This is a genomic window from Halomonas garicola (assembly GCF_055382465.1).
Map to the genome: position 1 here is coordinate 1,943,977 of NZ_AP043931.1, position 25,323 is coordinate 1,969,299.

Sequence of the window (25,323 nt, forward strand, 5' to 3'; positions counted from 1 at the left end):
ATTCCTCCCACGCCAACAAGCCGCGCGGCGGCGTCTGTGTTATTAATAGGCGGTTTTTTCACTTGCCGGATCACCCTGCTATGCCCACCTACCTGACTTCTCAGCGCCTTGCCCGCCTCCAGGCGCTGGTCGAAACCCTGATAGCGCGCCTAAAACCCTGGAGCTGGCTATGGCCGCCCGTGGCCTTCGGCGCGGGGCTGGGCAGCTTTTTTCTGGTGGATCGCCAGCAGTGGCTGGGGGCGGCACTGGCGCTGGGGTTGCTGATGGCCTGGCTGCTGCTGCTCTCGGAAAGCCTGATCGGGCGCTTTCTGGCCAGGCGCGGCTACCCGACTCTGCCCCGGGGCATCAGCACCTTTATCGCCCAGATGATCCACCAGGAGACGCTGTTTTTCGCCCTGCCGTTCGTGCTTGCCACCACCGTATGGAACAGCGGGCAAAGCCTTTATGCCCTGCTGGTCATGGCCATGGCGGTACTGTCGATTGTCGACCCGCTGTATTACGGCGTCGCCGGGCGCTATCGCAGCCTGTATTTCATGTTCCACGCCCACTGCGTATTTCTGGTGATGCTGGTCACGCTGCCAATCATGCTTCATTTGACCACCGGCGAAAGCCTCAAGCTTTCGCTGGCGGCCACCCTGGTAGTAGCGCTACCCAGCTTTATGCACCTGCTGAAGCGCCGATCGCCAAAGCGCTGGCTGGCTTTTATCAGTATCGCCCTGCTGCTGGCGCTGGGAGGCTTTGCCGGGCGTATCTGGGTGCCGCCGGCCAGCCTGTGGCTAACCGGCAGCGCCATTTCGCCGGCGCTCGACATCCAAAAGCGCAAGCCCCAGGGAGCCACGGCCCTGACGCCCAAGGCCCTGCAGGCCGAGGGACTTTACGTGTATAGCGCCATTCGCGCGCCCCGCGGCCTGAGCGAAACCATTACCCACGTGTGGTACCAAAACGGCGAGCGCCTTGACACCATCGCGCTGGAAATAGCCGGCGGGCGCGAAAAAGGTTATCGGGCCTGGAGCCACAAGCAGAACTTTCCCGATGATCCTCGCGGGGACTGGCGGGTCGATATTATGACCGCCGGCGGCCAGCGGCTGGGGCTATTGCGCTTTCACGTAGCCGACGACCCGGCGCTTGCTACCCGGGCAGACAGCGATATCCAGCCGGCCGGTATCAGCCTGCTACACCTGCGCCGGCTCGTTCCCGGTCAGCTGGAAGACGCCACGTAGCGGCGCCCGGCCCGCGCGACATCTTGCATTCCGCCAGTGCCGGGTTGACAATTCTCGTAACGGCTTTTTACGCCTTGACCGGCATATTTTCTCTTTGATCGATAGTAGGGCACCTATGGCTACGTCTCTCGGTTTTCGCATTGCCCGCCTACCCCACCTCTGGCGCTCCATTCTCGACCGTCGCCTGGCGCCGCTGGGGCTGACCCAGACGCGCTGGGTCACGCTTTACCACCTGTGGCGCATGGGCGACGGCCAGCCTCAGTGCGATCTGGCCCGCGCCATCGGCGTCGAGGCGCCCTCGCTGGTGCGCACTCTGGGTCAGCTGGAAGAGCAGGGCCTGATTGAGCGGCGCGCCTGCGAAAGCGACCGGCGCACCAAGCGCCTCTACCTCACCGCCGAGGCCATGCCGCTGCTGGACAAGATCGGCCGCGTGGCCGATGAGGCCCGCCAGGAAATGCTCGCCGGGCTGAGCGAAGACAACATCGAGCAGCTGGATAGCTGGCTGGCCGTGATTGAGGACAACGGGCTGACGCTTCAGGAGCGCGACCAAAACCTGGAAACGGTTTAGCGCGCCTTGCCGGGTCCGGCTTGGTGAGACTGGCTTGTATTAGCGCGGCCGCGCGCCGGGTACGGCAAGCGGCCGGGCATCGGGGCGATCGGCGTAGCCGCTCAGGTCATCGCGCAGCGCAGCCGCGTCTTTAATGCAGGGGGCAAAGCCGTCGGCGGTGGCGGACTCCCACCACCAAAGCGTTAGCGCCGCCGCGCTGGACTGAACCACCAGCACGTCGTCGGGCAGCGTTGACACCAGTGCCTCAAGCGTCTGCTGAGCGCTCGCCGGCAGCGGCCTAAGCGGCGCGATACGAAAGCGCCACCCATGGCAGTAGCGGTCAAGCGCGGCGCTGGCAACGCGATCGCGCACCAGCACGAAGTCCGGCCCCGGGTGCTCGTCGGGGTAGCGCAGCCGATAGGCCGGCATCTTTTCTCTGACCAAGTGCAGCGGCGCTTCCCGGCGGGCGATTTCTACGCCGCGCTGCCGCGCCATCTCGCGCAGGCGGCTTTGCCGACGCTGGCGCGGGCTGGGCTTTAGCCACATCACCGGTGAAATCACCATCAGTACCGCCGCCACCATGATCAGCCACCCCATGCTCAAGCTCCTGTTTTAGCACGCCATCCGTTGTTAATTCGGCCGTACCGGCCTAAAGTAAAGGCAGGTTCGCTGCCGTTTCCGGTACGGCTTGACCTGGCCTGTAGGCAAGCTCTATTTACAAGCTTTAGTTACAAGCCCTGTTTATAAGCCCTGCTTTCATGCAGCGCTGCTTTTCTTCAGGCCAAATCATCAATCACCTTAGCCGGCAAGCATCGTTAGTATGAAGTTTTACCACCGCGGAGGGATAACATGAGCTATCACCACATTCTGGTAGCGGTCGACCTGACCAAGGACTCGCACAAGGTGCTGGAGCGCGCCATGGCAATCGCCGAACGTAACGATCAAGCCAAAATCTCCATCATGCATACCCTTGAGCCGCTGGGGTTTGCCTACGGTGGCGATATCCCCATGGACCTGACCAGCATTCAGGATCAGCTGGATGACCACGCCAAGAAGCGACTGGGCGAAATTGCCTCCGCCGACGTGGACGACATCAACCAGCACGTGGTGGTGGGCATGCCGGATACCGAGATTCACCGCTTTGCCGGCGACAACGACGTCGACCTGATCGTGGTCGGCTCCCACGGTCGCCACGGCTTTGCCCTGCTGCTGGGCTCGACCTCGACCGGCGTACTCCACGGCGCCCCGTGCGACGTGCTGGCCGTGCGCGTGGGGAAGAAAGGCGAAGCAAGCGACGAATAATCGGCCGGTAACATAGCCAGTGCAAAGGCGCCGTCGGGCGCCTTTTTTGTCTATCTACCGCCGCTTTTCTGCACGCCGGGGCTACTCGCCCTCGGCCATGGCCTCAAGCTCCATCCAGCGCTCCATCACCGCGTCCAGCGCCTGCTGGGTGTCGCTCAGCTCCTTGAGCCGGGCCTCTACTTCATCGGCCGGCTGCTGATAAAAGGCCGGATCGGCGACGCCCTGCTCAAGCGTTTCCACCTTTGCTTCCAGCCGCTCGATCTCGGCCGGCAGGCCGTCAAGCTCGCGCTTAAGCTTGTAGGAAAGCTTGACGCCTTTTTTCGCCGGCGCCGCCGCGGTTTTTTTCACTGCCGCGGCGCTCTTTTGCTCGGCAACCGGTTCGGTTTGCTGGCGCGCCGCCCCTTCCCAGGGCGCCGGGGGAAGCGTGCCGCCCTGGCGTATCCAGTCCGTGTAGCCGCCGACGTATTCGCGCACCTGACCTTCGCCTTCAAACGCCAGCACGCTGGTGACCACGTTATCCATGAAGGTCCGGTCGTGGGACACCAGCAGCAGCGTGCCGTCGAAGTCCAGCAGCAGCTCTTCAAGAAGCTCCAGGGTTTCCATGTCGAGATCGTTGGTCGGCTCGTCGAGCACCAGGACGTTGGCCGGCTGAGTAAACAGCTTGGCCAGCAGCAGGCGGTTGGACTCGCCGCCGGATAGCGCGCTGACCGGCTGGCGAACCCGCTCCGGGGTAAACAGAAAATCCTGCAGGTAGCTCATCACGTGGCGATCCTTGCCGCCGACCGACACCCGGTCGCTGCCCTGAGCCACGTTGTTGAACACGGTTTCCTCGGGCTCGAGCCCGGCGCGCAGCTGGTCAAAGTAAGCCACGTTAATATTGGTCCCCAGCCGCACGCTGCCTCCGGTGGGCTCGAGTTCGCCGAGCATGATCTTCAAAAGCGTTGTCTTGCCGGCGCCGTTGCGGCCCAAAAATCCGATGCGGTCGCCGCGCTGTACTTCGAGGCTGACATCATCGATGAGCGTGTTATCGCCGTAGGAATGGGTCACGTGCTTAAGCTCGATCACCCGCTTGCCGGTGCGCTCGCCGCGGTCAACGCTCAGGTTGGCGGTCCCCTGACGCTCGCGGCGCTGGCTGCGCTCGGCGCGCATTTTTTCCAGCGCACGCACGCGGCCTTCGTTACGCGTGCGCCGCGCCTTGATGCCCTGGCGTATCCAGGCTTCTTCCTGAGCGAGCTTTTTATCAAACTCGGCGTTCTCCCGGGCTTCCACCTCCAGCTCGTGCTCCTTGCGCTCCTGGTAGGCCGCGTAGTTGCCGGGATAGCGCCCCAGCTTGCCGCGATCGAGCTCGAGCACGTGGGTGGCCAGCCGGGAGAGGAAGGCGCGGTCGTGGGTAATCAGCAGCACCGCGCCGTCAAAGGCCAGCAGCTGCTCTTCGAGCCAGGCAATGGTGTCCAGATCCAGATGGTTGGTGGGCTCGTCCAGCAACAGCAGGTCGGGCTCGGCCACCAGCGCCCGGGCCAGCGCCACGCGCCGGCGCCAGCCGCCGGAGAGCGTGCTCATGGCAATATCGGGAGGTAGCCCCAGCCGGGTGAGGATGACGTCGATACGCTGATGAAACGACCAGCCGTCAATGGCTTCGATGCGCGTTTGTAGCGTGGCCATGCGGTCCATGTCGGGCTCGGCGGCATGGATCAGGTGGTGATATTCCGACAAAAGCGCTCCGGCCTCGGGCAGCCCCTGGGCCACCATGTCGAAGATCGTCATGCCCGACGAGTTCGGCAGCTCCTGGGCCAGCACGCCGATTTTCAACCCCGGCGCGCGCCAGATCGTGCCGTCGTCGGGCTGAATATCGCCGGCGACCAGCTTCAAAAGCGTCGATTTACCCGTGCCGTTGCGCCCGACCAGCGCCAGGCGCTCGCCTCTTTCAATGGTCAGGTCGGCGCGGTCCAGCAGAACCTGAGTGCCGTAAGCCAGCTGTAGCTGTTCCAGTCGTAACAAGGTCACGCCGTCTCCTCCTCGTGTTGCGGAGCGGTAGTGTAACGTATGCAGCCGCGCAGGTGGTGGTATCGCCGCCGTGCCTGTCAGGCGTTACACTAGGCCGCGCCCGGCAGCTGCCACGCTCAGCGCCCCGCGCCGCATGGTACCGGTATTCTTCATTGACGCTTTACAGGAGCCCTTTGTGGCCAACGCCTTCCCTGACGACGTCCTCCCCGAGGCGCTGCAGTTTCGTTCGCCGTCGCCGCTGGTGGATATCGGCGCCAACCTGACCCACCAGAGCTTTGCCGGCGACCTTGACGCCGTGCTCGCCCGGGCCCGGGCGGCCAACGTCGCGGCCCTGGTCCTTACCGGTACCGATCTTGCGCACGCCAGGCAGGCGGCCGAACTGAGCGAACGTCATCCGGGGCTTTACGCCACCGCCGGGGTCCACCCGCACGATGCCAGCGGCTGGAACCCGACCCTTGCCGAGCACATGGCCGCGCTTTATGCCCACCCGGGCGTGGTTGCCGTGGGCGAGTGCGGGCTGGACTTCAACCGCAACTTTTCCACGCCCGCCGAGCAGGAGCACGCGTTCGAGGCGCAGCTGGCGCTCGCTGCCCGACACGACTTGCCGCTGTTCATCCACGAGCGCGACGCCGGGCGGCGCATGCGCGAGATGCTCAAAAGCTGGCGCGACGATATCGGCCAAGCCGTGGTGCACTGCTTCACCGCGGACAAGGACACGCTTTACGGCTATCTTGACCTGGACCTGCATATCGGCCTGACCGGCTGGCTCTGCGACGAGCGTCGGGGGCACCATCTGCGCCCGCTGGTGGGCGAGATTCCGCTCGAGCGGCTGATGGTGGAAACCGACTGCCCCTATCTGCTGCCGCGCAATCTGCCGGCAAAGCTCAAAGGGCGGCGCCACGAACCGGCGCTGCTGCCGTGGATCGTGCGCGAAATCGCCTGCCGGCGCGACATGGACGAGGCCGCGCTGGCCGCGGGCACCACCCGGACGGCCGCGGCCTTTTTCCGCCTGCCCGACTCGGCAGTGCGTGCCACCTGTGAAGAGACAACTGCTGAATGAACGAGATGCCGGGATTTATCGCGCTGGAAACCACCGACGACGACGGCCTGCCGCTGGCCATTGCCTGGTCGCTGCCCGACGGGCGCATCAAGCATACGCTGATCCAGCCCGACGACAGCTGGCTGGACGAGGAGTCCAGCATCACCGGGGAATACAGCATGGAAGAGCTGGAGAGCCTTGGCGTCAGCCCCCTCGACGTGATCCGCGAGCTGGAGAACGATCACTTCAACGCCACGCTCTACACCAACGGCAGCGGCGAGGAGGACCAAGCGCTGGCGCGCCTTTTCGACACCTACGGGCTCGACCCCTTTGTCGAACTGGCCCCGGCCGAGGTGCTCTACGACGCCGCCGGCCCGGGCGAGTGGCAGCGCCAGCGCGGCGAAACCTTCAACGAGCTGGGGCTTGAGCCCATGCGCCCCGAGCACGAAGTCGAGGCGATGCTGCACCTGCACCAGCGCCTTATCGCGCGCTAGCGGCGAGCACCTCGCGCCCGGCCTTGCAGGCCTCATCCCGCGTGGCCGAGGCCTGATAGTAGCGGTAAAGCGCTTCGCGAAACGCCGCCGCCCGGGCAGGCAGGCCGTCTTTCAGGTATCGCTGCGCCCTTGCGCGCACTTTGGCGGCAAAGGCGTGGCGGTCGACCTCGGCATCGCCGTCGAGATTATCCACGCTGACGTTGAACTCGCGCCCGCAGGCCTCGGCAAAAAGCGACTCCAGCGCCTGAGGGGCGACTTCCGCCCGCTCAAACGCCCGCTGCTGCTGTTCGTTGCGCCCGTCGGGCAGATACCAGTAGCCGTAGTCTTCACGCCTGCGCCGCTCGGCGCCGGCGATGCACCAGTGGCTGATTTCGTGCAGGGCGCTGGCATAAAAGCCCCGGGCGAAGATGATCCGGTGATACGGCGTCTCGGCGTCGGCCGGGGCATAAAGCGGCTCATCCTCGCCACGAACCAGGCGCGTCTGAAAGGTCGGGGCAAACACGCCGTCAAACAGGGCGATAATATCGTCAAGCGTCCAGCGTTGTTTGTCGGCTGCGCAGGCTTTGGATACCACGTCAACTCCTTGGCGGATAATGCTCATGCGGGCAGTATAACGTCGATCAACCGCCAGGCTAAGCAGGCCGCTTTTTATAATGACCCATGATAGACAGGAGGCCGCCTTGAGCCGCATCGCCTCTCGGCTAAAAACGCTTTACTGGCCGGAAACCCGCCTGCTGGCAAGTCTGGCGCTGCCCATTTGCGGGGCCCAGCTGGCCCAGGGCGGTATGAGCGTGGTCGACGTCATGATGACCGGGCGCCTGAACGCCACGGCGCTGGCGGCGGTCTCCGTGGGCTCAAGCTTGTGGCTGCCGCTGATGCTGTTCATGACCGGCACGCTGATGGGTGTCACCCCCATTGTCGCCCAGCTGCTCGGCGGGCAGCGCCACGCCGAGATTCGCCCGGCAGTCCATCAGGCGCTGTGGGTGGCGCTACTGCTCGGCGTGATGTCGGCCGGCCTGTTATGGCTGGCAGTAGCGCCGATATTCGCCCTGATGAGCGTGCCGCCTGACGTCGCCGCCGCCTCTTCGGCCTATTTGTCGGCGCTGGCCTTCGGCATGCCGGGGGTCGCGCTCTTTCAGGCGCTTAGGGCGTTTTCCGACGGCATGAACCATACCCGCCCGTCGCTTTGGATCAGCCTGATCGGGCTCGGCGTGAATATTCCCAGCAACTACCTGCTGATTTACGGCGGCGACGGCCTGGTCGATGTATTCGGCCCCTGGATCCCCGGCGTTCTCCAGCAGCTACCCGCCCTTGGCGCGTTTGGCTGCGGCATCGCCACCGCGCTTTCCATGTGGACCATGGCGCTGGCCATGGCGTTCTACACCCGCCGGGGCCGCGCCTACGACCCGGTTAATTTGTGGCAGCGCCTTACCTGGCCTCAGGCAAGCGGGCTGCGCGAGCTGACCGTGGTCGGCCTGCCCATCGGCATTGCCATCTTTGTCGAGGTAACGCTGTTCACGCTTATCGCTCTTTTTATCGCAAGTCTCGGCGAAATCACCGTGGCCGCGCACCAGATCGCCTTTAGCTATACCGGCATTCTGTTCATGCTGCCGCTTTCCCTGAGCATGGCGCTGACGGTGCGCGTGGGTAATACCCTGGGCCAGAACCGCCCCGCCATGGCGCGACTGGTGGCAGGCAACGGCGTTGCCATCAGCCTGGCCGCGGCGGCGATCAACAGCACCCTGCTGTGGGTTACCGGCGCCTGGGTGATTGCCCTCTACACGCCCAACCCCGACGTGCAGCAGCTGGCCGTTTCGCTACTCTCTCTGGCGGCGCTTTATCAGGTGTCGGATTCGCTTCAGGCCAACCTGGCCGGCGCTCTGCGCGGCTACAAGGACACCCGCATCGTCATGCTGATCACCGTGCTCTCGTACTGGTGCGTCGGGCTGGGCGGCGGGCACTGGCTGGGCACCCGCGGCGCCGGCTCGCTCAGCGGGCCGCTGGGCGTACACGGCTACTGGCTGGGGCTGATTGCCGGGCTCAGCACGGCCGCCGTACTGCTGGGCTGGCGGCTGCAGAAGATCAGCCGCCAAACCCGCGCTCAGGGCGTACCCGCCGCGTGACGTTCCGGCGCCTGATCCGTCGTCTCGCGGTCGCCCCGGCCATCGCCCTGCTGCTTGCCGGCTGCGGCGACGGCGGCGTGGAGCAGCGCTGGGTCGATTATCACCGCGCGCTCGAGCAGGCGCTCGGCATTGCCCCCATTGCCCGCTCGGCGCCGTCAAATATCGGCAAGCTGCCCGGGCGCCGTAACCGCCTTTTCAACATTGAAGAAACTCGCGAGGGGATGCTCAACGTCTACGCGCTGCGGGAGTGCCGGATTGTTTCGCTGGTAGCCGGACGCAATAACCAGCTCGGGCGCGTCGCCCCGCCCAGCCAGCAGTGGCTGTACGAGCGCGAGCTGTGGCAACGCCTGAGCGGCTGCTGGAATACCCAGGTACCCCGGGGGCTTGCCGATAATGATCGCCAACGCCTTCGCCGGCTGACGCTGACCAAGACCCGGCAGCTGCCCTACGTCAGCTGGAATGCGCTGTTCGATTCCGACGAGTGGGAAAAAAGCTTTGCCCGGGCAAGCCATGCCATCGACTTCAGCCGGGCCGATATTCGCTCCGACCTCGAAGCGCTCGACTACCTAACGGCCATGGTGCGCCACCAGTTCAGCCGCGAATGGGAGCAGGACTCCGGCCGCCTTGAGGAAAACCTCAAGACCCTGCGCGCCCGCCCGCTCACCGCTCAAACGCTGCGCACGCTGATGCTTGCCACCCGGCGCCTTCACGAAGCCACCGCTGCTCTGCACAAGGCCCCGCCCGGGCGCTGTCTGCCGCCCGGGCCGACCCTGGCGATCGACGCTACCCGCCATAAGGCCGGGCAGTGGCTAAACGCCGTCAAGGCGCTGTTCGACAGCCTGCCGGTAACGCCTCCCGGGGCAATGAAGGCCTACCGCCAGCGCTGGCTATCGCTGGATAACCCCCGGGCGCCCCGGGCATCGTTTCAGGCTGCTCTGATCGAGCATCACGCCGTACGCATGCGCTTATCACCCTGCTCTGACGAATAAAGCAGCAAAACAACAGGCCACGCTTAACCTTCGTCTCAAGCTGTGCTATTGGTGAGGGACAAGGCAAGGTGAGATCTTGCCGCTATCGAGGCCATGCAGCATCAGGAGGGACATCATGGGCGCATCCTTGTCATCCCGCTCTGCCCGGGTCATCGATCTGGAGACGGTACGCCGGCGTCACCAGGCACAAAAGCAGCTGGTACGCCTGGCGCCGGAGCTTGACGGGCTGGAAATGCTCTACCAGCTCGATACCGATACGGAAACCGGCTATAGCATTCCGGTACTTGCATGGGGGCTGCATCAGGACGGCAGCGTCGACGGCCTTGTGCCCTGGATGGCCACCCTCACGCCCTGCCCCCATATCAACAGCGAGGAAGACGGCCGCTTCATCGGCTACCGCGACCCGGAAACCGAAGAAATATTCACCGCCCCGCCGGAGCACAAATACGACGAGCTGCAGGCAGCAGCCACCTACTTTGAATATGAAACGTCCCGCGACGTCACCCTGCTTCAGCAGCTACCCGACACCCAGGGCACCCACGCCCTGTGCATGGATACCCACGAGACACCCTGGCAGATGAAGCCCGTCCACGGCTGGTCGCTTTACAGCGACGGCAGTATCGATGCGCTGCTTGCCGATGATGACCAGATAGTCATGACGCCGGTGCGGCTGGGTGACGACTGCCTGTATAACGCTCGCTCACGCCATCCGCGACTGTACTTCTTTCAGCGCCACATCGCCAACCGCATCATCGAGGAAGACCCGGCAACTCTGGATGCCCTGGCGCTCATCGTCGTGCCTCAAGGCGATAGCTAAGCCTCCTGGCGGCGCCTGACTGCCGGGCACCTTCATGGCACAACCGAATGGTTCAGCCCGCCAGGCGGATAAAGTACCGGTAAACCTCGCCGGCCGTATGCTGCTCCACGAGCTCATGGCCGAGAAACTGGCAGAACTTTGGCACGTCGCGGGTAGTGGCCGGATCGGTGGCCACTACCTGCAGTATCTCCCCCGGTGTCATGTCCCTCACCTTGTTATGCATCAGCATAACGGGCTCGGGGCAGTACAGGCCGCTGGTGTCCAGCAGCGCATCGTGTTCCGGCAGGTTGGCAGTCGTGTCAGACATGATTATCTCGCTCAGTCGTCAAACGCTTTCGGCATCAGGCACGTTGGCTGGCGGGAGCCAGCAGCCGCACATGCACAGTCACCTCTTCGCGGTCATGGTACAGATGGCGGCACGCCACGGTAGCGTCAATTCCAGTCTGCCCCAGAGAGCACTCAAGAGCACTCAGGCTTCGCTGAACCTCTTCCCAGCGCTTTTTCATCGGCAGCTTCAGGTTGAACACCGCCTCGCGGCACCAGCGCCTTATCAACCAACGCTCAACCATGGCCAGGACCCGGGCCGGCTTATCCACGATATCGCAGACCAGCCAGTCAAGGCGTTCCGGTGGCTCCCAGGTAAAGCCGTCCTCGCCCAGGTGCTCCACCTGCCCGCTCGCCATCAGGGCCTTGTCCATGGGGCCGTTATCAATGGCGTACACGTGCATGCCACGCTGCACCAGCTGCCAGGTCCAGCCGCCGGGCGCGGCCCCCAGATCGGCTGCCTGCATGCCTTCTGCCAGACGCGCGTCCCACTCATCGCGCGGCACAAACTCGTGCCAGGCCTCTTCCAGCTTCAGCGTCGAGCGGCTGGGAGCGCGCGAGGGAAACCGCAGCCGCCGGATACCGCCGGCAAGTTCGCTGCGATTGCCGGGAAAGCTCATGCCGACTAACACCTGCTCTCCTGACAGCCACAGCAGATGCAGGCGCCGACCGCCGGCATTACGCCGCAAGGCGCCACGCTTTTTCAACAGGCTTTGCAAAGGGCGCGTCAGCGCCTTTGTCAGCCGCGCTAACGATTTGCCGTCGTTGGTATCGGGGGTTTCATGCCAGATACTATCAAAGCTCCACCCGGCCCCGCTGACCTGGCCGGCAATAGCGCTCAGGCGATCGTCCCGCGAAAGGCTTAGCGCCGGCAGCGCAATCAGACTCTGCCGGGCAAACACCAGCCGCGAAAACGCCACTTCGCGCTGTAGCGCATTGGCCATTCCGCCGTCCGTTCGCGTAACGCCGGCCCAGCCGGCGCCGGCCGTCCCCTTGACATCGGCATCGTGCTGCGCTGCATGATACAAGAGCTCCGCCTGGGCGTCCCGCTCAAAGCCTTCCCGGCAGTAAACCAGCCACGTTGCCGGCACCGTCTGATTCACCTTGCCCCCTTGCGTCTCATGGAAAACGGGACTACATGCTAACACGGCTGCCATCGCCCCCTGTATCAAAGACGCCTGCCCCGTTATCCAGCCACCCCTGGGCAACCACTAACCGTATAAGGTATGCATGGAACGCATAATCGGGTTTAATAAGCTAGCTTTGTCATCTGCACACACATCATCGAACAAGGTAAAGACACCATGGCCGAGACACAGGATCCCCAACAGCATCTTGAAACCTACGTCCCCGATACGCTGGCCAGCCTGAAAAAAAGCAGCCCGGCCCAAACCGAGTTCTATCAGGCCGCTGAAGAAGTGCTGGAGTGCTTACGTCCGCTGTTCAAGCGCTGCCCACACTACCTGGAACACAATATCATCGAGCGCATCGTGGAGCCCGAGCGCCAGATCATGTTCCGCATCTGCTGGGCAGACGATAACGGCAAGGCGCAGGTCAACAAGGGCTATCGCATACAGTTCAACTCGGCGCTAGGACCCTATAAGGGCGGCCTGCGCTTCCACCCCAGCGTCACGTCCGGCACTATCAAGTTTCTGGGCTTTGAGCAGATTTTCAAAAACGCGCTCACCGGCCTGCCCATCGGCGGCGGCAAGGGCGGCTCCAACTTTGACCCCAAGGGCAAGTCGGATGCCGAGATCATGCGCTTCTGTCAGGCCTTCATGACCGAGCTTTATCGCCATATCGGCCCCACGACTGACGTCCCCGCTGGCGATATCGGAGTGGGCGCCCGCGAAATTGGCTACCTCTACGGCCAGTACAAGCGCATGACCGGCCGACATGAAGGCATTCTGACCGGCAAGGGGCTTGACTGGGGCGGATCCATCGGCCGCAAGGAAGCCACCGGCTACGGCGCTGTCTACTTCGCCCAAAACATGCTAAAAGCGCGCAAAGACAGCATCGAGGGCAAAACCTGTCTGGTATCCGGGGCGGGTAACGTCGCCATTTATACCATTGAAAAACTGCTCGAGCTCGGCGCCAAGCCGATCACCTGCTCGGATTCCGGCGGCACCCTCCATGACCCTGACGGCATCGACCTGGCGCTGCTCAAGGAACTCAAGGAAGTCGACAGTCTCTCCCTTGAGACGTATCTGGAAACGCGCCAGGAAGCCCGCTTTATCAAGGTGGCCGACTACCCCGAAGATGGCCACGCCGTCTGGCATCTCGAGGCGGACGCCGCCTTTCCCTGCGCCACGCAAAACGAACTGACCGCCACCGACGCCAAGGCGCTGCTGAAAAACGGCATCGATTGCGTTAGCGAAGGCGCCAATATGCCCTCCACCGCGGATGCCGTTGACTGCTTTATCGATGCCGGCATTGCCTACGGGCCGGGCAAGGCGGCCAACGCCGGTGGGGTGGCGACCAGCCAGCTGGAAATGGCCCAGAACAGCAGCATGGAACAGTGGCCGCTGGAAAAGGTCGATGACAAGCTCAAGGCCATCATGGCTGATATTCACCAGCAGTGCGCCGATACGGCCGCAGAGTTTGACGCCCCCGCCAACCTGGTGCTCGGCGCCAATATCGCCGGTTTCAGGCGGGTCGCTGATGCCATGATCGATCAGGGCATTGTCTGATCGTCTTGTCGGCGCAAATAGCGTATAGTAATAACTGACACAGTCCTTCCCCATTTTTTCGGGGAAGGACTGTTTTTATTGGCTATTGCGCGTTTGCGTTTTCTATTCCAAGGAGAGCACCATGGGATACCGTCCGCCTATCCTGATTAATCGACTCGACGCCGAGCGCCTGCAGCGACTGATTGACGATGCTTCCGACAAGGATCTGGACGTTGCTGAGCTGCTCGAAGCGGAGCTTACGCGAGGCGAAGTAGTGGATCCGGCCGATGTTCCCGATGATATTGTCAGCATGAACAGCCAGATCCAGTTTACCGATCTGGAACGTGATCGCCAGATAACCCGTACCCTGGTCTACCCGCACGCCATGAGCAGCGTTGAAGATGCCATTTCCGTCATGGCACCTATCGGTGCCGGCCTGATTGGCCTCAGAGTCGGCGACGTTGCCGACTGGCCGCTCCCTAATAACGGCAAGGCCCGCCTGCGCATCGATGCCATTTTATGGCAACCCGAACGCGAAAAGCAGTATCACCGTTAATACGCCATGCCGCGGTGGGCGCGTGCGCCTTTCCCCGCTACGGTCATCGCGATGACCCAGGGGTCGCTATGACGTGGCGGGTGCGGTGCTCACAGCCCGCTACGGTCGTCGCGAGGAGCGCAAGCAACCAGAAAACGGGGGTAAACGACGTGGCGATCTCATACTTGCGCTGGCACTTTCCCGCTACGGTCATCGCGAGTCGCATAGCGACGTGGCGATCTCATACTTGCGCTGGCACTTTCCCGCTACGGTCATCGCGAGTCGCATAGCGACGTGGCGATCTCGTACGGGCGGTGGCACGGTAAAGAAAAACCGAGATAGCGTCGCTGCGCTCGCTATGACCCAAGGGGGCCATGACACTATACCCTTTCCTGGCGCCTTCCACGCATAAAGCCCACACACAAAAAACCCGGCACGGGGGCCGGGTTCTTTGCGTATAGATGCCTGACGATGTCCTACTCTCGCATGGGGAGGCCCCACACTACCATCGGCGCTGAGCGGTTTCACTGCTGAGTTCGGCAAGGGATCAGGTGGTTCCCGCTCGCTATGGCCGTCAGGCGTAACCGGTGATATATCATGCTGTTCGTGATCGTCTTGCGTATCCGGCTTGTCGTTGTCCTGCGACCCGACCCCTTGGGTGTTATAGGGTCAAGCCTCACGGGCACATTAGTACCGGTTAGCTCAACGCCTTGCAGCGCTTCCACACCCGGCCTATCAACCAGCTCGTCTTGCTGGGCCCTTCAGGAGGCTCAAGGCCTCGGGGATGTCTCATCTTGAAGGGGGCTTCCCGCTTAGATGCTTTCAGCGGTTATCCCGTCCGCACTTAGCTACCCGGCAATGCCACTGGCGTGACAACCGGAACACCAGAGGTGCGTCCACTCCGGTCCTCTCGTACTAGGAGCAGCCCTTCGCAAACATCCTGCGCCCACGGCAGATAGGGACCGAACTGTCTCACGACGTTCTAAACCCAGCTCGCGTACCACTTTAAATGGCGAACAGCCATACCCTTGGGACCGACTTCAGCCCCAGGATGTGATGAGCCGACATCGAGGTGCCAAACACCGCCGTCGATGTGAACTCTTGGGCGGTATCAGCCTGTTATCCCCGGAGTACCTTTTATCCGTTGAGCGATGGCCCTTCCATACAGAACCACCGGATCACTAGAACCTGCTTTCGCACCTGCTCGACGTGTCTGTCTCGCAGTCAAGCACCCTTGTGCTCTTGCACTCACTGCACGATGTCCAACCGTGCTGAGGGTACCTTCGTGCTCCTCCGTTACGCTTTGGGAGGAGACCGCCCCAGTCAAACTACCCACCACACACGGTCCTCGATCCGGATCACGGATCGGAGTGAGAACGCCAATGATGCCAGGCTGGTATTTCAAGGGTGGCTCCCCCCGGTCTGGCGACCGGGGTTCCAAGCCTCCCAGCTATCCTACACAAGCAACATCGGCGTCCAGTGTGAAGCTATAGTAAAGGTTCACGGGGTCTTTCCGTCTGGCCGCGGGTACACCGCATCTTCACGGCGATTTCAATTTCACTGAGTCTCGGGTGGAGACAGCGTGGCCATCATTACGCCATTCGTGCAGGTCGGAACTTACCCGACAAGGAATTTCGCTACCTTAGGACCGTTATAGTTACGGCCGCCGTTTACCGGGGCTTCGATCAAGCGCTTCGCCGAAGCTAACGCCATCACTTAACCTTCCGGCACCGGGCAGGCGTCACACCCTATACGTCCGCTTGCGCGTTAGCAGAGTGCTGTGTTTTTAGTAAACAGTTGTAGCCACCTGGTATCTTCGACCGCCTTCCGCTCCCCCCGCGTGGGGGTTCACGTACCGGCGGCGTGCCTTCTCCCGAAGTTACGGCACCATTTTGCCTAGTTCCTTCACCCGAGTTTTCTCAAGCGCCTGGGGATTCTCACCCTGACCACCTGTGTTGGTTTGGGGTACGGTCTCGCAGTATCTGAGGCTTAGAGGCTTTTCCTGGAAGCGTGGCATCGATGACTTCCAGCCCGTGGGCTGTTCGTCTCGTCTCTCGGCCTTGAACCACCGGATTTCCCTGATGGTTCAGCCTACGGACTTTCACCAGGACGACCGTCGCCTGGCTCACCTAGCCTTCTTCGTCCCCCCATCGCAATACTGTGAGGTACGGGAATATTGACCCGTTTCCCATCGACTACGCCTTTCGGCCTCGCCTTAGGGGCCGACTCACTCTGCTCCGATTAGCGTCGAACAGAAACCCTTGGTCTTCCGGCGAGGGCGTTTTTCACGCCCTTTATCGTTACTCATGTCAGCATTCGCACTCGTGATACCTCCAGCAGGCTTCTCAGCCTCCCTTCATCGGCTTACACGACGCTCCTCTACCACGTATCTAAAAAGACACGTCCGTAGCTTCGGTATCTGGTTTAGCCCCGTTACATCTTCCGCGCAGGCCGATTCGACTAGTGAGCTATTACGCTTTCTTTCAAGGATGGCTGCTTCTAAGCCAACCTCCTAGCTGTCTAAACCTTCCCACATCGTTTCCCACTTAACCAGAATTTGGGGACCTTAGCTGACGGTCTGGGTTGTTGCCCTTTCCACAATGGACGTTAGCACCCACTGTGTGTCTCCCACGCTGGCACTCACCGGTATTCGGAGTTTGCCTCGGGTTGGTAAGTCGGGATGACCCCCTAGCCGAAACAGTGCTCTACCCCCGGTGGTGATACGTGAGGCGCTACCTAAATAGCTTTCGAGGAGAACCAGCTATCTCCGGGCTTGATTAGCCTTTCACTCCGACCCACAGCTCATCCCCGCATTTTTCAACATACGTGGGTTCGAGCCTCCAGTTGATGTTACTCAACCTTCACTCTGGCCATGGGTAGATCGCCCGGTTTCGGGTCTATTCCCCGCAACTTGTCGCCCTGTTAAGACTCGCTTTCGCTACGCCTCCCCTACACGGTTAAGCTCGCTACGGAAAATAAGTCGCTGACCCATTATACAAAAGGTACGCGGTCACCCCATCACTAAGCCACCTCTGCTTGATTTTTGGGTTGAACGTTGCAGGCAACGTTAACCCTCAAGCGGATGTGATAATGATGAGCTCATCACGAAGAAGCTTAGTGATGGGGCTCCCACTGCTTGTACGCACACGGTTTCAGGATCTATTTCACTCCCCTCACTGGGGTTCTTTTCGCCTTTCCCTCACGGTACTGGTTCACTATCGGTCAGCCAGGAGTATTTAGCCTTGGAGGATGGTCCCCCCGTCTTCAGTCAAGGTTTCTCGTGCCCCGACCTACTCGATTTCACGCGATCGGATTTTCGACTACGGGGCTATCACCCACTATGGCGGCCCTTCCCAGGGCCTTCGTCTAATCGGTCACGCGCTTAAGGGCTACTCCCCGTTCGCTCGCCGCTACTGGGGGAATCTCGGTTGATTTCTGTTCCTCGGGGTACTGAGATGTTTCAGTTCCCCCGGTTCGCCTCGTATCCCTATGGATTCAGGATACGATACTCATCTTGTGATGAGTGGGTTGTCCCATTCAGAGATCGCCGGGTCAAAGGGTGTTTGCCACCTCGCCGACGCTTATCGCAGGCTTCCACGTCTTTCATCGCCTCTGGCTGCCTAGGCATCCACCGTGTGCGCTTCATTGCTTGACCCTATAACCCGAAGGAGTCGGGGTCGCAATGACAACGATATTGCCGGATACGCTTGAGACGTATCACATGATCTTCTCAAGGAAGATCGTTTTATCAGCATGATATATCTTGTTAAAGAGCACTGCCTGAAAGCAGTCATAAGCGTCGTGGCGTTTCACGGGGCTTATGACTGCTCAGGGGCACATCGATCAGGTAATTCATTGTGGGCACTTGCCGGGCGGGTAGACGCATCGGTTAAGGAGGTGATCCAGCCGCAGGTTCCCCTACGGCTACCTTGTTACGACTTCACCCCAGTCATGAACCACACCGTGGTGATCGCCTTCCGAAGTTAGGCTAACCACTTCTGGTGCAGTCCACTTCCATGGTGTGACGGGCGGTGTGTACAAGGCCCGGGAACGTATTCACCGTGCCATTCTGATGCACGATTACTAGCGATTCCGACTTCACGGAGTCGAGTTGCAGACTCCGATCCGGACTGAGACCGGCTTTATGGGATTCGCTCACTCTCGCAAGTTAGCAGCCCTTTGTGCCGGCCATTGTAGCACGTGTGTAGCCCTACCCGTAAGGGCCATGATGACTTGACGTCGTCCCCACCTTCCTCCGGTTTGTCACCGGCAGTCTCCCTAGAGTTCCCACCATTACGTGCTGGCAAATAGGGACAAGGGTTTCGCTCGTTACGGGACTTAACCCAACATTTCACAACACGAGCTGACGACAGCCATGCAGCACCTGTCACTGCGCTCCCGAAGGCACCCCGAGATCTCTCTCGGGTTCGCAGGATGTCAAGGGTAGGTAAGGTTCTTCGCGTTGCATCGAATTAAACCACATGCTCCACCGCTTGTGCGGGCCCCCGTCAATTCATTTGAGTTTTAACCTTGCGGCCGTACTCCCCAGGCGGTCGACTTATCGCGTTAACTTCGCCACAAGGGTCTCAAGGACCCCAACGGCTGGTCGACATCGTTTACGGCATGGACTACCAGGGTATCTAATCCTGTTTGCTACCCATGCTTTCGCACCTCAGCGTCAGTGTCAGTCCAGAAGGCCGCCTTCGCCACTGGTATTCCTCCCGATATCTACGCATTTCACCGCTACACCGGGAATTCCACCTTCCTCTCCTGCACTCTAGCGCGACAGTTCCGGATGCGATTCCCAGGTTGAGCCCGGGGCTTTCACAACCGGCTGATCGCGCCGCCTACGCGCGCTTTACGCCCAGTAATTCCGATTAACGCTTGCACCCTCCGTATTACCGCGGCTGCTGGCACGGAGTTAGCCGGTGCTTCTTCTGTGAGTGATGTCTCCCTGCCGGGGTATTAACCCGACAGCGTTCTTCCTCACTGAAAGTGCTTTACAACCCGAGGGCCTTCTTCACACACGCGGCATGGCTGGATCAGGCTTCCGCCCATTGTCCAATATTCCCCACTGCTGCCTCCCGTAGGAGTCCGGGCCGTGTCTCAGTCCCGGTGTGGCTGATCATCCTCTCAAACCAGCTACGGATCGTTGCCTTGGTAGGCCGTTACCCTACCAACCAGCTAATCCGACATAGGCTCATCCGATCGCGGGAGCCAAGGCCCCCTTTCTCCCGTAGGACGTATGCGGTATTAGCCTGAGTTTCCCCAGGTTATCCCCCACGACCGGGCAGATTCCTATGCGTTACTCACCCGTCCGCCGCTCGACGCCCAGAAGCAAGCTCCTGTCGTTTCCGCTCGACTTGCATGTGTTAAGCCTGCCGCCAGCGTTCAATCTGAGCCATGATCAAACTCTTCGGTTTACGATCATTGTGATCCTTGCTTTCCGCTGCCCGAGGGCATTGGAAAAAGCGGATCAAACTTGGCTCAAGGTTTCAAACGTTCTCAAAAAATCCAGAAATCGAGATTTCCAAATTCTGACGCGTCGCTTGCCTTGATAGTAGGTGATTTGTCACCCACCCAGGCAAGCGCCCACATGAATTACCTGATCAACTTGTTAAAGAGCGTCTCGCTAACACCACTCGCCGGCGATGACCTGCCGCGGCGGCTGCGAGGAAGGCGCATTCTACACGCCTTGAAGCGTTTGTCAACGGCTTGAATTAAACCGCGTAACTGGCTGACAAACAAGGCCTTTTTTGGGCCCTATCACCGCCGGTGACGCTTGGCGTCGCCGGCAGCGGATGCGTACTATAGGATCTGACAGGGTGTTTGACAAGGGGGAAGCCACGAATTTTCCGCTTCGCCTCCACCGGTAGGCACGTTAGCCCGTCTGGATTAGCCTGTCTGAAAAAGCAAGCTCAGCGCCGACACCGTACACAACGTCAGCGATATAATTTGCAGCCAGCGCCGATTAAGCTTCGGGGCAATACGGTTGGCCAGGGCATTACCCAGCAGTACCGCCGGCAGTAGCGTGGCGGCAACGCCAAAATGCCAGACGCTAATTTGCCCGGCCACGGCCAGGGTAAACAGCGTAAAAATTGAGGTCAGGATAAAAAACGCGGCTAGATTACCGCGCACGCGGTCGGGCGGAAGACCGTGCATAAGCAACACCATGGGCGGGCCACTGATGGAAGCCACGGTTCCGAAAATCCCCGACAGCACGCCGGCACCAAAGAGCGTCTGACGATTTACCGGTAGTCGAAAACGAAACAGCGTGACCAGAACGGCAAACAGCACGATGGCGGCGATCAGCTTTTCCAGGATCGCCATGGGCGCGGCGAGCAGCAGCCAAGCGCCCAGCACATTGCCCGGTAGCCGCCCGACCAACGCCATGCTGATCGGCCCGAGGCTCACTTCGTGGCGGTAGTAGCGCACCATCATCAGCGATACCGTCAGCCCAAACAGCACCAGCACCACGGGCACCAGTCGGGGCTCCAGCATCAGCAAGAGCGGTGCGCTGACCACCGCCAGACCAAACCCGGTGGCACGCTGGACAAAGGCGCCTACCGTCAGCACCGCCGCCGCGCTGAGCCACAGGCGCGGCGTCATCTCCAGCCAGGCAAAGACATCAAACATGATCAGGGGAAGCGTCGGGCACGGGCCTCGGGGTCAGCCAGCGCACCCCCACGTTGCCTATCGCCGATGCTATCAGCATGGTCACCACCATCGGCCACATGTTCTCGATTTCGAAATAGCCCACCATCATGCCGGCGAGCGCCCCGCAGCTGAACTGGATGCCTCCCAACAGCGCCGTGGCGGTAGCGCTGATGTGGCCAAAATGATCCAGCAGCGAGGAAATCGAGTTGGGCGTAATCAGGCCGATCATCCCGGTAAAGCACATCACCAGGGCGACCACCACCGGCAGGCTGTTAAGCCCCAGCGCGGTAACGATCACCAGACCGGACGACGCCGCCAGCTGCACCGCCAGCCCCAGGCGCAGGTTCTGCTGGGGCGTTCGCGTCTTCAGCAGGGCGATATTCACCCGGTTGGACGAGGCGATAATGATCACGTTGGCGCCAAAAACAAACGGATATAGCGCCGGCGACAGGGAGAAATACTCCATATAAACAAACGGCGAGGCGGTAACGAACGCAAACAGGCCGGAAAATGCAGCGGCGACTGCACAGATATACCCCATGCCCTCGCGGTGGCGCAGAATGCTGGCGTAGTTGCCGAGCACCTGACGGGGTGAGGCGGCCGGCAGCGACATATCTCGAGTTTCGGGCAGCTTGGTGCCTAAAAGCCACAGCAAAAACAGCGCATAGGCCGCAAGGAACACGAAAATAAGCCGCCAGTCCACGGCATGCAGCAGCGCGCTGCCCACGCTCGGCGCCACCAGCGGGGCAAGCATCATGATCATCGCCATGGTCGACATCACCCTTGCTGCTTCCCGCCCCTGAAAACAGTCGCGCACGATCGCCGCCGAGTTGACCACGCAGGCGCCGCCGCCCAACGCCTGAACAAAGCGCAGCGCCAGCAGTTCGGGCAAACTGTCCACCTGGGTAAGCATCAGGCTCGCCAGCGCAAAGATGGCAAGCCCGCCGGTGAGCACGGGCTTGCGCCCCAGTCGGTCGGAAAGCGGCCCGAAGCACAGCTGCCCCAGCGCAAAGCCGAACAGGAAAACGCTGATGGAAAGCTCGGTGCGATGGATGCTGGCGCCGACGGTATCCGCTAACGCCCCCATGGCGGGCAGATAGGCATCAATCGCAAACGGCGCCAGCGCCGTATTGGCAGCGACCAGCAACGCCACGCGGCGAGGGTTAAGTTCCATGCAGCTCCTTAAATACAGAATAAGTGGCAGCACCCTGCTCGCCGACAAGCGGCATAAAGGTGCTCATGAGGTAGCTAATCATAGACGATTCAGCCCCTCTTGGCTGCGCTGTTCGAGGCGCCGCTGCCTTGCTAGAGTACAGCCACGATATCAAAGGAGCGTGACATGGCGAGAAGCCTGCTATCCCAACTCAAGCAAATGACGACCGTGGTCGCCGACACCGGCGATCTGGACGCCATCCGCCGCTTTCGGCCCCACGATGCCACCACCAACCCCTCGCTGATTCTGCAGGCTGCTCAGCACGAAGACCGCCGCGAACGCCTGGCGCGCATTGCCGGTGAAAGCCGCGACCTGGACGATGCCCTTGACCGGATCGCCGTGGATATCGGCAGCGAAATCAGCGCGCTGGTGCCCGGCTATGTGTCCACAGAAGTCAGCGCTCGGCTGTCGTTCGACCGCGAAGCTACCGTTGCTCGGGCCCATTCGCTGATCGAGCGCTACCAGCAGGCCGGCGTGGGCCCCGAGCGCATCCTGATCAAGATTGCCTCTACCTGGGAAGGCATTCAGGCCGCATCCCGGCTGGAGCGCGAGGGCATCCAGACCAATCTGACGCTGCTGTTCGGCTTTACCCAGGCCCAGGCCTGCGCCGACGCCGGCGCCACGCTAATCTCGCCGTTTGTGGGGCGTATACTCGACTGGCACAAGACCCGGGATCCCGAGACGGACTTCAGCGGCCATAACGACCCCGGCGTCATTTCGGTGAAAAAGATCCATGACCACTTCAAGGCGAACGGCTACCCCACCATCGTCATGGGCGCCAGCTTCCGTAACGCCGGCGAAATCCAGGCGCTGGCCGGCTGCGACCGGCTGACTATTTCGCCCAAGCTGCTCGGCGAGCTGGACGAGCGGTCAGGCACCCTGCCCCGCCAGCTCGACGCTGCCGGCGCCGGCACCGCTGCCAAGCGCACGGCGCCGCTTGACGAAGCGACCTTTCGCTGGCAAATGAACGAAGACGCCATGGCAGACGAAAAGCTTGCCGAAGGCATTCGCAAGTTCATGGCAGATCAGCGCCGACTGGAAACGCTGCTGGGTGATCTTGGCCAAAAAGGCGGATAGCCGGGGCCGCCACGACGAGCTGCCACGCCAACGTCAGTGGCGAGTCGAGGTGTCCTGGGCTTCGAGCATTTCCACCAGCGGCTGAAACTCCTCACGGTTATGTTCGTTCATGTGCATCAAAATACGGTGGGCTTCCAGAATGCGCTCGCGCAGCCCGCCTTCGTCCGCCTGCACTTCGGGAAGATCCTCGGCATCATCGGCCGGGCTGTGACAAAGCGGCGCTGAAAGCAGCGTGAAAAAGCGGGCAAACCCCATGACGTCGAGCATCTGACGCACGTCGGGGTTGTCGGCAATAATGGTCGGCGGCTGCTCCAGGCGACTTCTCACCGCCATGGCGACCTTGGCCAGAAACCCCAGCGCCGTCGAGTCAACGTTGCTTGCTTCGCGCAGGTCGATAATGACCGCGCGCAGCCCCGGCGTTTGCGCCAGCTGCTGCGCCTGGGTGTCCAGCGTGGCACAGAGTGTCAGGCGGACATCACCGCATAGCTTGAGGACAAACACCCCGGAATCGAACGCCGCTTTAATGCGGCCTTCCTCAGTCAGCATGACCAAATCCGCTCACCATCATGATGGTTAAATCATCGGGTAACGCCAGCCGGTCATCGCTCGCCTCGTCCGGCTGGCGCGCCTTTGCCAGGTCAACATGGGTGCTGGTCCGGGCAAGCCCGTCGCGGAACTGCTCAAGCGACGCGCTTTGCGCTAACAGCTGCTCCAGTTGACCCAGCCGCGCATCGAGCGTTTTCCCCGGCAGGCATTCCAGCACGCCGTCGGAGCACAGCCACAGGGCAAAGTCGTCCGGCAGCGCGCACTCAAGGACAGGATAGACCGCATCCGGAAACAGCCCAACCGGCATGCCCTCACCTTCCAGGCGCTCAAGCGTGCCGCCGGCCTGCAGCATGGGCATCGGCAGCTGGGCGCCCAGCGAATAGTGCAGCGTCCTGTTGACGTGGTCAATCACGCCGGCAAACAGCGTCGCGTGCTTGCCAATATCGCTGTCCTGAAGCTCGCGGTTGAGAGAGGCGAGCCAGTCTGCCGGCATGCGCTCGGGGGCTTTACCGTCCCACTCATGCAGCCAGCGCGTAAACAGGTATTTAAGCAATACCGTCACAAAGGCTGACGATGCCCCGTGACCGGAGACATCGGCAAAGTAGAAGGCACTATAGCGGTCACTGTAGCGCTGATAGCCCAGAAAGTCCCCGGAGAGATACAGCGACGGCGCCAGCCAGTAGTCAAAGCGCACGCCGCTGAACACGCGCAAACTCCGTGGCAGCAGCCGGCGCTGGATATAGCCCCCGCTTTGCTGGTCCAGACGCAACAGCTCAAGCCGGGCCTGGAGACTGGCATTCTCCCGAGCCAGCTCCTCGCAGCGCTGCCGGTACACATCGAGCGACTCACGCATGGCGGTATCGCGCTTGTTTTCGTGCTTCATCCCGAGCCTCAATCGGCGGCGTTATCGTCGCCGGGATCCGCGTCGTCAACGTTTGCGTCATCAAAATCCGCGTCATCAAAATCCGCGTCATCAAAGTCAAAGTCGTCTGCGGCAAAGGGATCGTCACCCAGCTCGCCATCGCTGATCTTGAACGCGCGATTCTGCAGATAGGCATCGCGCATAAAGCGATAGCGATCTCCCTGGATCAGGTCTTCCTGGTCGAGCAGACTGGCACGCTGGTCGATCAGGTTGAGCGCGCCCAGAGCAATCCGGGTTTTATCGTCGTCGACGTAGGTGACCGGATAGGCGGCGATATCCGCCGGCAGACCGGTGGCATCGCGCAGGGTGCTCGGCCCCAGGAACGGGAGCACCAAGTAGCGCGAATCCGTCCAACCCCAGGTGGCCAGCGTCTGGCCAAAGTCTTCTTTCTCCTGGCGAATGTCCATCTTCTTCGCCACGTCAAAAAGCCCGCCGACGCCCGCCGTGGTGTTGATCAGCAGCCGCGACGTAGCGCGGCTGGCATTTTCGCCCTTGCCCTGCAGCAGGCTGTTCAGCACCGTGCGTATTTCCCCCAGGTTGGAAAAGAAATTGCCCACGCTGTCCTCGACCGGTTCGGGCGTAATCGTGCGATAGCCCTTGGCAACCGGGCGCAACGCATAGCGATCCAGCACGTCGTTGAACACAAACACCTTGCGGTTGAAGCCTTCCCAGGGATCCTCCGGATGCGGCTCGCCTTTCGTCGCGCTGCTGGCACAGCCGCCAAGCACCACGGCAAGCGCCACGGTAGGCATCAAAAGGGCTGCGCGTTTAACGCCCGGCGCAGGGGTGAGGCGGAAATTATCTGACATGGGAGTCTCTTCAGGGGTGGTCATGAAATCAAACCG

20 protein-coding genes, 3 rRNA genes and 1 pseudogene are annotated in these 25,323 nt (G+C 61.5%); 11 read left to right on the plus strand and 13 right to left on the minus strand.

What is annotated here, in order from left to right; all coding sequences use genetic code 11:
- Nucleotides 1-80: 80 nt before the first annotated feature.
- A complete protein-coding gene (locus ACZ46Y_RS09400; protein ID WP_311956519.1) occupies nt 81-1,220 on the plus strand; it encodes a DUF5924 family protein in 1,140 nt (379 codons plus the stop codon).
- A 115-nt stretch (nt 1,221-1,335) separates the two neighbouring features.
- Nucleotides 1,336-1,788 (plus strand): transcriptional regulator SlyA, encoded by a 453-nt coding sequence (gene slyA / locus ACZ46Y_RS09405; RefSeq protein WP_311956518.1) that lies wholly within the window; start codon nt 1,336-1,338, stop codon nt 1,786-1,788.
- A 39-nt stretch (nt 1,789-1,827) separates the two neighbouring features.
- Here slyA and ACZ46Y_RS09410 read toward each other — a convergent pair whose 3' ends face one another.
- A complete protein-coding gene (locus ACZ46Y_RS09410) occupies nt 1,828-2,364 on the minus strand; it encodes a preprotein translocase subunit YajC (RefSeq protein WP_311956517.1) in 537 nt (178 codons plus the stop codon).
- A gap of 252 nt (nt 2,365-2,616) precedes the next feature.
- On the opposite strand from ACZ46Y_RS09410, the gene ACZ46Y_RS09415 reads away from it, so the two are divergent.
- A complete protein-coding gene (locus ACZ46Y_RS09415) occupies nt 2,617-3,069 on the plus strand; it encodes a universal stress protein (protein ID WP_311956516.1) in 453 nt (150 codons plus the stop codon).
- 81 nt (nt 3,070-3,150) lie between these two features.
- Here ACZ46Y_RS09415 and ACZ46Y_RS09420 read toward each other — a convergent pair whose 3' ends face one another.
- Complete coding sequence (locus ACZ46Y_RS09420; protein WP_311956515.1) at nt 3,151-5,073, minus strand: ATP-binding cassette domain-containing protein; 1,923 nt, start codon at nt 5,071-5,073, stop codon at nt 3,151-3,153.
- Nucleotides 5,074-5,248: 175 nt separating this feature from the next.
- Here ACZ46Y_RS09420 and ACZ46Y_RS09425 point away from each other — a divergent pair, with 175 nt between their 5' ends.
- Nucleotides 5,249-6,133 carry a TatD family hydrolase gene (locus ACZ46Y_RS09425; RefSeq protein ID WP_311956514.1) on the plus strand — a complete coding sequence of 295 codons (885 nt, stop codon included), beginning with the start codon at nt 5,249-5,251 and terminating at the stop codon, nt 6,131-6,133.
- Complete coding sequence (locus ACZ46Y_RS09430) at nt 6,130-6,606, plus strand: hypothetical protein (protein WP_311956513.1); 477 nt, start codon at nt 6,130-6,132, stop codon at nt 6,604-6,606. The genes ACZ46Y_RS09425 and ACZ46Y_RS09430 overlap by 4 nt, the downstream gene beginning before the upstream one ends.
- Here ACZ46Y_RS09430 and ACZ46Y_RS09435 read toward each other — a convergent pair.
- Nucleotides 6,593-7,207, minus strand: coding sequence for an elongation factor P hydroxylase (locus tag ACZ46Y_RS09435; RefSeq protein WP_376717593.1), 615 nt, complete (start codon nt 7,205-7,207; stop codon nt 6,593-6,595). The two genes, ACZ46Y_RS09430 and ACZ46Y_RS09435, sit on opposite strands and share 14 nt — an antisense overlap.
- Before the next feature lie 79 nt (nt 7,208-7,286).
- On the opposite strand from ACZ46Y_RS09435, the gene ACZ46Y_RS09440 reads away from it, so the two are divergent.
- From ACZ46Y_RS09440 to ACZ46Y_RS09450, 3 genes are all read left to right on the plus strand, one after another.
- The gene (locus tag ACZ46Y_RS09440; protein WP_311956511.1) at nt 7,287-8,729 is read left to right on the plus strand and encodes an MATE family efflux transporter; all 1,443 of its coding nucleotides are present in this window, start codon (nt 7,287-7,289) and stop codon (nt 8,727-8,729) included.
- Nucleotides 8,726-9,718 carry a DUF3080 family protein gene (locus ACZ46Y_RS09445; RefSeq protein ID WP_311956510.1) on the plus strand — a complete coding sequence of 331 codons (993 nt, stop codon included), beginning with the start codon at nt 8,726-8,728 and terminating at the stop codon, nt 9,716-9,718. Before ACZ46Y_RS09440 ends, ACZ46Y_RS09445 begins: the two co-directional genes overlap by 4 nt.
- Before the next feature lie 115 nt (nt 9,719-9,833).
- Complete coding sequence (locus ACZ46Y_RS09450; RefSeq protein ID WP_311956509.1) at nt 9,834-10,535, plus strand: hypothetical protein; 702 nt, start codon at nt 9,834-9,836, stop codon at nt 10,533-10,535.
- Between the two features lie 52 nt (nt 10,536-10,587).
- On the opposite strand, the gene tusA is transcribed toward ACZ46Y_RS09450, so the two are convergent.
- Together tusA and rlmM are read right to left on the minus strand one after the other, a co-directional pair.
- Nucleotides 10,588-10,842, minus strand: coding sequence for a sulfurtransferase TusA (gene tusA, locus ACZ46Y_RS09455; protein WP_311956508.1), 255 nt, complete (start codon nt 10,840-10,842; stop codon nt 10,588-10,590).
- A 34-nt stretch (nt 10,843-10,876) separates the two neighbouring features.
- Nucleotides 10,877-11,962 carry a 23S rRNA (cytidine(2498)-2'-O)-methyltransferase RlmM gene (gene rlmM, locus ACZ46Y_RS09460; RefSeq protein ID WP_311956507.1) on the minus strand — a complete coding sequence of 362 codons (1,086 nt, stop codon included), beginning with the start codon at nt 11,960-11,962 and terminating at the stop codon, nt 10,877-10,879.
- Nucleotides 11,963-12,163: 201 nt separating this feature from the next.
- Here rlmM and gdhA point away from each other — a divergent pair, with 201 nt between their 5' ends.
- Both gdhA and rnk read left to right on the plus strand, forming a co-directional pair.
- Nucleotides 12,164-13,549 (plus strand): NADP-specific glutamate dehydrogenase, encoded by a 1,386-nt coding sequence (gene gdhA, locus ACZ46Y_RS09465; RefSeq protein ID WP_311956506.1) that lies wholly within the window; start codon nt 12,164-12,166, stop codon nt 13,547-13,549.
- Nucleotides 13,550-13,670: 121 nt separating this feature from the next.
- Entirely contained in the window at nt 13,671-14,084 is a 414-nt protein-coding gene (rnk, locus tag ACZ46Y_RS09470) for a nucleoside diphosphate kinase regulator (protein WP_311956505.1), read from the plus strand.
- Between the two features lie 442 nt (nt 14,085-14,526).
- On the opposite strand, the gene rrf is transcribed toward rnk, so the two are convergent.
- The 5 genes from rrf to ACZ46Y_RS09495 all read right to left on the minus strand — a co-directional run bounded on the left by rrf (nt 14,527) and on the right by ACZ46Y_RS09495 (nt 21,894).
- Nucleotides 14,527-14,642, minus strand: a 5S ribosomal RNA gene (rrf, locus tag ACZ46Y_RS09475).
- A gap of 86 nt (nt 14,643-14,728) precedes the next feature.
- Nucleotides 14,729-17,718: ribosomal RNA gene (locus tag ACZ46Y_RS09480) — 23S ribosomal RNA — on the minus strand.
- A 235-nt stretch (nt 17,719-17,953) separates the two neighbouring features.
- Nucleotides 17,954-19,486: ribosomal RNA gene (locus tag ACZ46Y_RS09485) — 16S ribosomal RNA — on the minus strand.
- Together the 16S, 23S and 5S rRNA genes form the textbook arrangement of a ribosomal RNA operon.
- A gap of 472 nt (nt 19,487-19,958) precedes the next feature.
- On the minus strand, nt 19,959-20,699 hold the full coding sequence (locus ACZ46Y_RS09490; protein ID WP_311956586.1) for a sulfite exporter TauE/SafE family protein: 741 nt from the start codon (nt 20,697-20,699) through the stop codon (nt 19,959-19,961).
- Nucleotides 20,692-21,894: a multidrug effflux MFS transporter gene (locus tag ACZ46Y_RS09495; protein ID WP_311956585.1), complete on the minus strand. Its 1,203-nt coding sequence runs from the start codon at nt 21,892-21,894 to the stop codon at nt 20,692-20,694. The genes ACZ46Y_RS09490 and ACZ46Y_RS09495 overlap by 8 nt, the downstream gene beginning before the upstream one ends.
- Before the next feature lie 165 nt (nt 21,895-22,059).
- On the opposite strand from ACZ46Y_RS09495, the gene tal reads away from it, so the two are divergent.
- Nucleotides 22,060-23,010 carry a transaldolase gene (gene tal / locus ACZ46Y_RS09500; RefSeq protein ID WP_311956584.1) on the plus strand — a complete coding sequence of 317 codons (951 nt, stop codon included), beginning with the start codon at nt 22,060-22,062 and terminating at the stop codon, nt 23,008-23,010.
- A gap of 33 nt (nt 23,011-23,043) precedes the next feature.
- Here the strand turns inward: tal and ACZ46Y_RS09505 are convergent, their stop codons facing one another.
- From ACZ46Y_RS09505 to ACZ46Y_RS09515, 3 genes and pseudogenes are all read right to left on the minus strand, one after another.
- A complete protein-coding gene (locus ACZ46Y_RS09505; RefSeq protein ID WP_311956583.1) occupies nt 23,044-23,556 on the minus strand; it encodes an STAS domain-containing protein in 513 nt (170 codons plus the stop codon).
- Nucleotides 23,546-24,373: pseudogene (locus ACZ46Y_RS09510) on the minus strand (PP2C family protein-serine/threonine phosphatase); the annotation flags it as partial. The gene ACZ46Y_RS09505 and the pseudogene ACZ46Y_RS09510, both read right to left, overlap by 11 nt.
- A gap of 74 nt (nt 24,374-24,447) precedes the next feature.
- The gene (locus ACZ46Y_RS09515; RefSeq protein ID WP_311956582.1) at nt 24,448-25,287 is read right to left on the minus strand and encodes an MlaA family lipoprotein; all 840 of its coding nucleotides are present in this window, start codon (nt 25,285-25,287) and stop codon (nt 24,448-24,450) included.
- Between the last annotated feature and the right edge of the window lie 36 nt (nt 25,288-25,323).

What these genes read in the sequence shown, in the direction of transcription:
- ACZ46Y_RS09400 (WP_311956519.1), top strand. Translation starts at nt 81, where the DNA reads ATGCCCACCTACCTGACTTCTCAGCGCCTTGCCCGCCTCCAGGCGCTG.
- slyA (WP_311956518.1), top strand. Translation starts at nt 1,336, where the DNA reads ATGGCTACGTCTCTCGGTTTTCGCATTGCCCGCCTACCCCACCTCTGG.
- ACZ46Y_RS09410 (WP_311956517.1), bottom strand. Translation starts at nt 2,364, where the DNA reads ATGGGGTGGCTGATCATGGTGGCGGCGGTACTGATGGTGATTTCACCG.
- ACZ46Y_RS09415 (WP_311956516.1), top strand. Translation starts at nt 2,617, where the DNA reads ATGAGCTATCACCACATTCTGGTAGCGGTCGACCTGACCAAGGACTCG.
- ACZ46Y_RS09430 (WP_311956513.1), top strand. Translation starts at nt 6,130, where the DNA reads ATGAACGAGATGCCGGGATTTATCGCGCTGGAAACCACCGACGACGAC.
- ACZ46Y_RS09435 (WP_376717593.1), bottom strand. Translation starts at nt 7,207, where the DNA reads ATGAGCATTATCCGCCAAGGAGTTGACGTGGTATCCAAAGCCTGCGCA.
- ACZ46Y_RS09450 (WP_311956509.1), top strand. Translation starts at nt 9,834, where the DNA reads ATGGGCGCATCCTTGTCATCCCGCTCTGCCCGGGTCATCGATCTGGAG.
- tusA (WP_311956508.1), bottom strand. Translation starts at nt 10,842, where the DNA reads ATGTCTGACACGACTGCCAACCTGCCGGAACACGATGCGCTGCTGGAC.
- gdhA (WP_311956506.1), top strand. Translation starts at nt 12,164, where the DNA reads ATGGCCGAGACACAGGATCCCCAACAGCATCTTGAAACCTACGTCCCC.
- rnk (WP_311956505.1), top strand. Translation starts at nt 13,671, where the DNA reads ATGGGATACCGTCCGCCTATCCTGATTAATCGACTCGACGCCGAGCGC.
- ACZ46Y_RS09490 (WP_311956586.1), bottom strand. Translation starts at nt 20,699, where the DNA reads ATGTTTGATGTCTTTGCCTGGCTGGAGATGACGCCGCGCCTGTGGCTC.
- ACZ46Y_RS09495 (WP_311956585.1), bottom strand. Translation starts at nt 21,894, where the DNA reads ATGGAACTTAACCCTCGCCGCGTGGCGTTGCTGGTCGCTGCCAATACG.
- tal (WP_311956584.1), top strand. Translation starts at nt 22,060, where the DNA reads ATGGCGAGAAGCCTGCTATCCCAACTCAAGCAAATGACGACCGTGGTC.
- ACZ46Y_RS09505 (WP_311956583.1), bottom strand. Translation starts at nt 23,556, where the DNA reads ATGCTGACTGAGGAAGGCCGCATTAAAGCGGCGTTCGATTCCGGGGTG.
- ACZ46Y_RS09515 (WP_311956582.1), bottom strand. Translation starts at nt 25,287, where the DNA reads ATGTCAGATAATTTCCGCCTCACCCCTGCGCCGGGCGTTAAACGCGCA.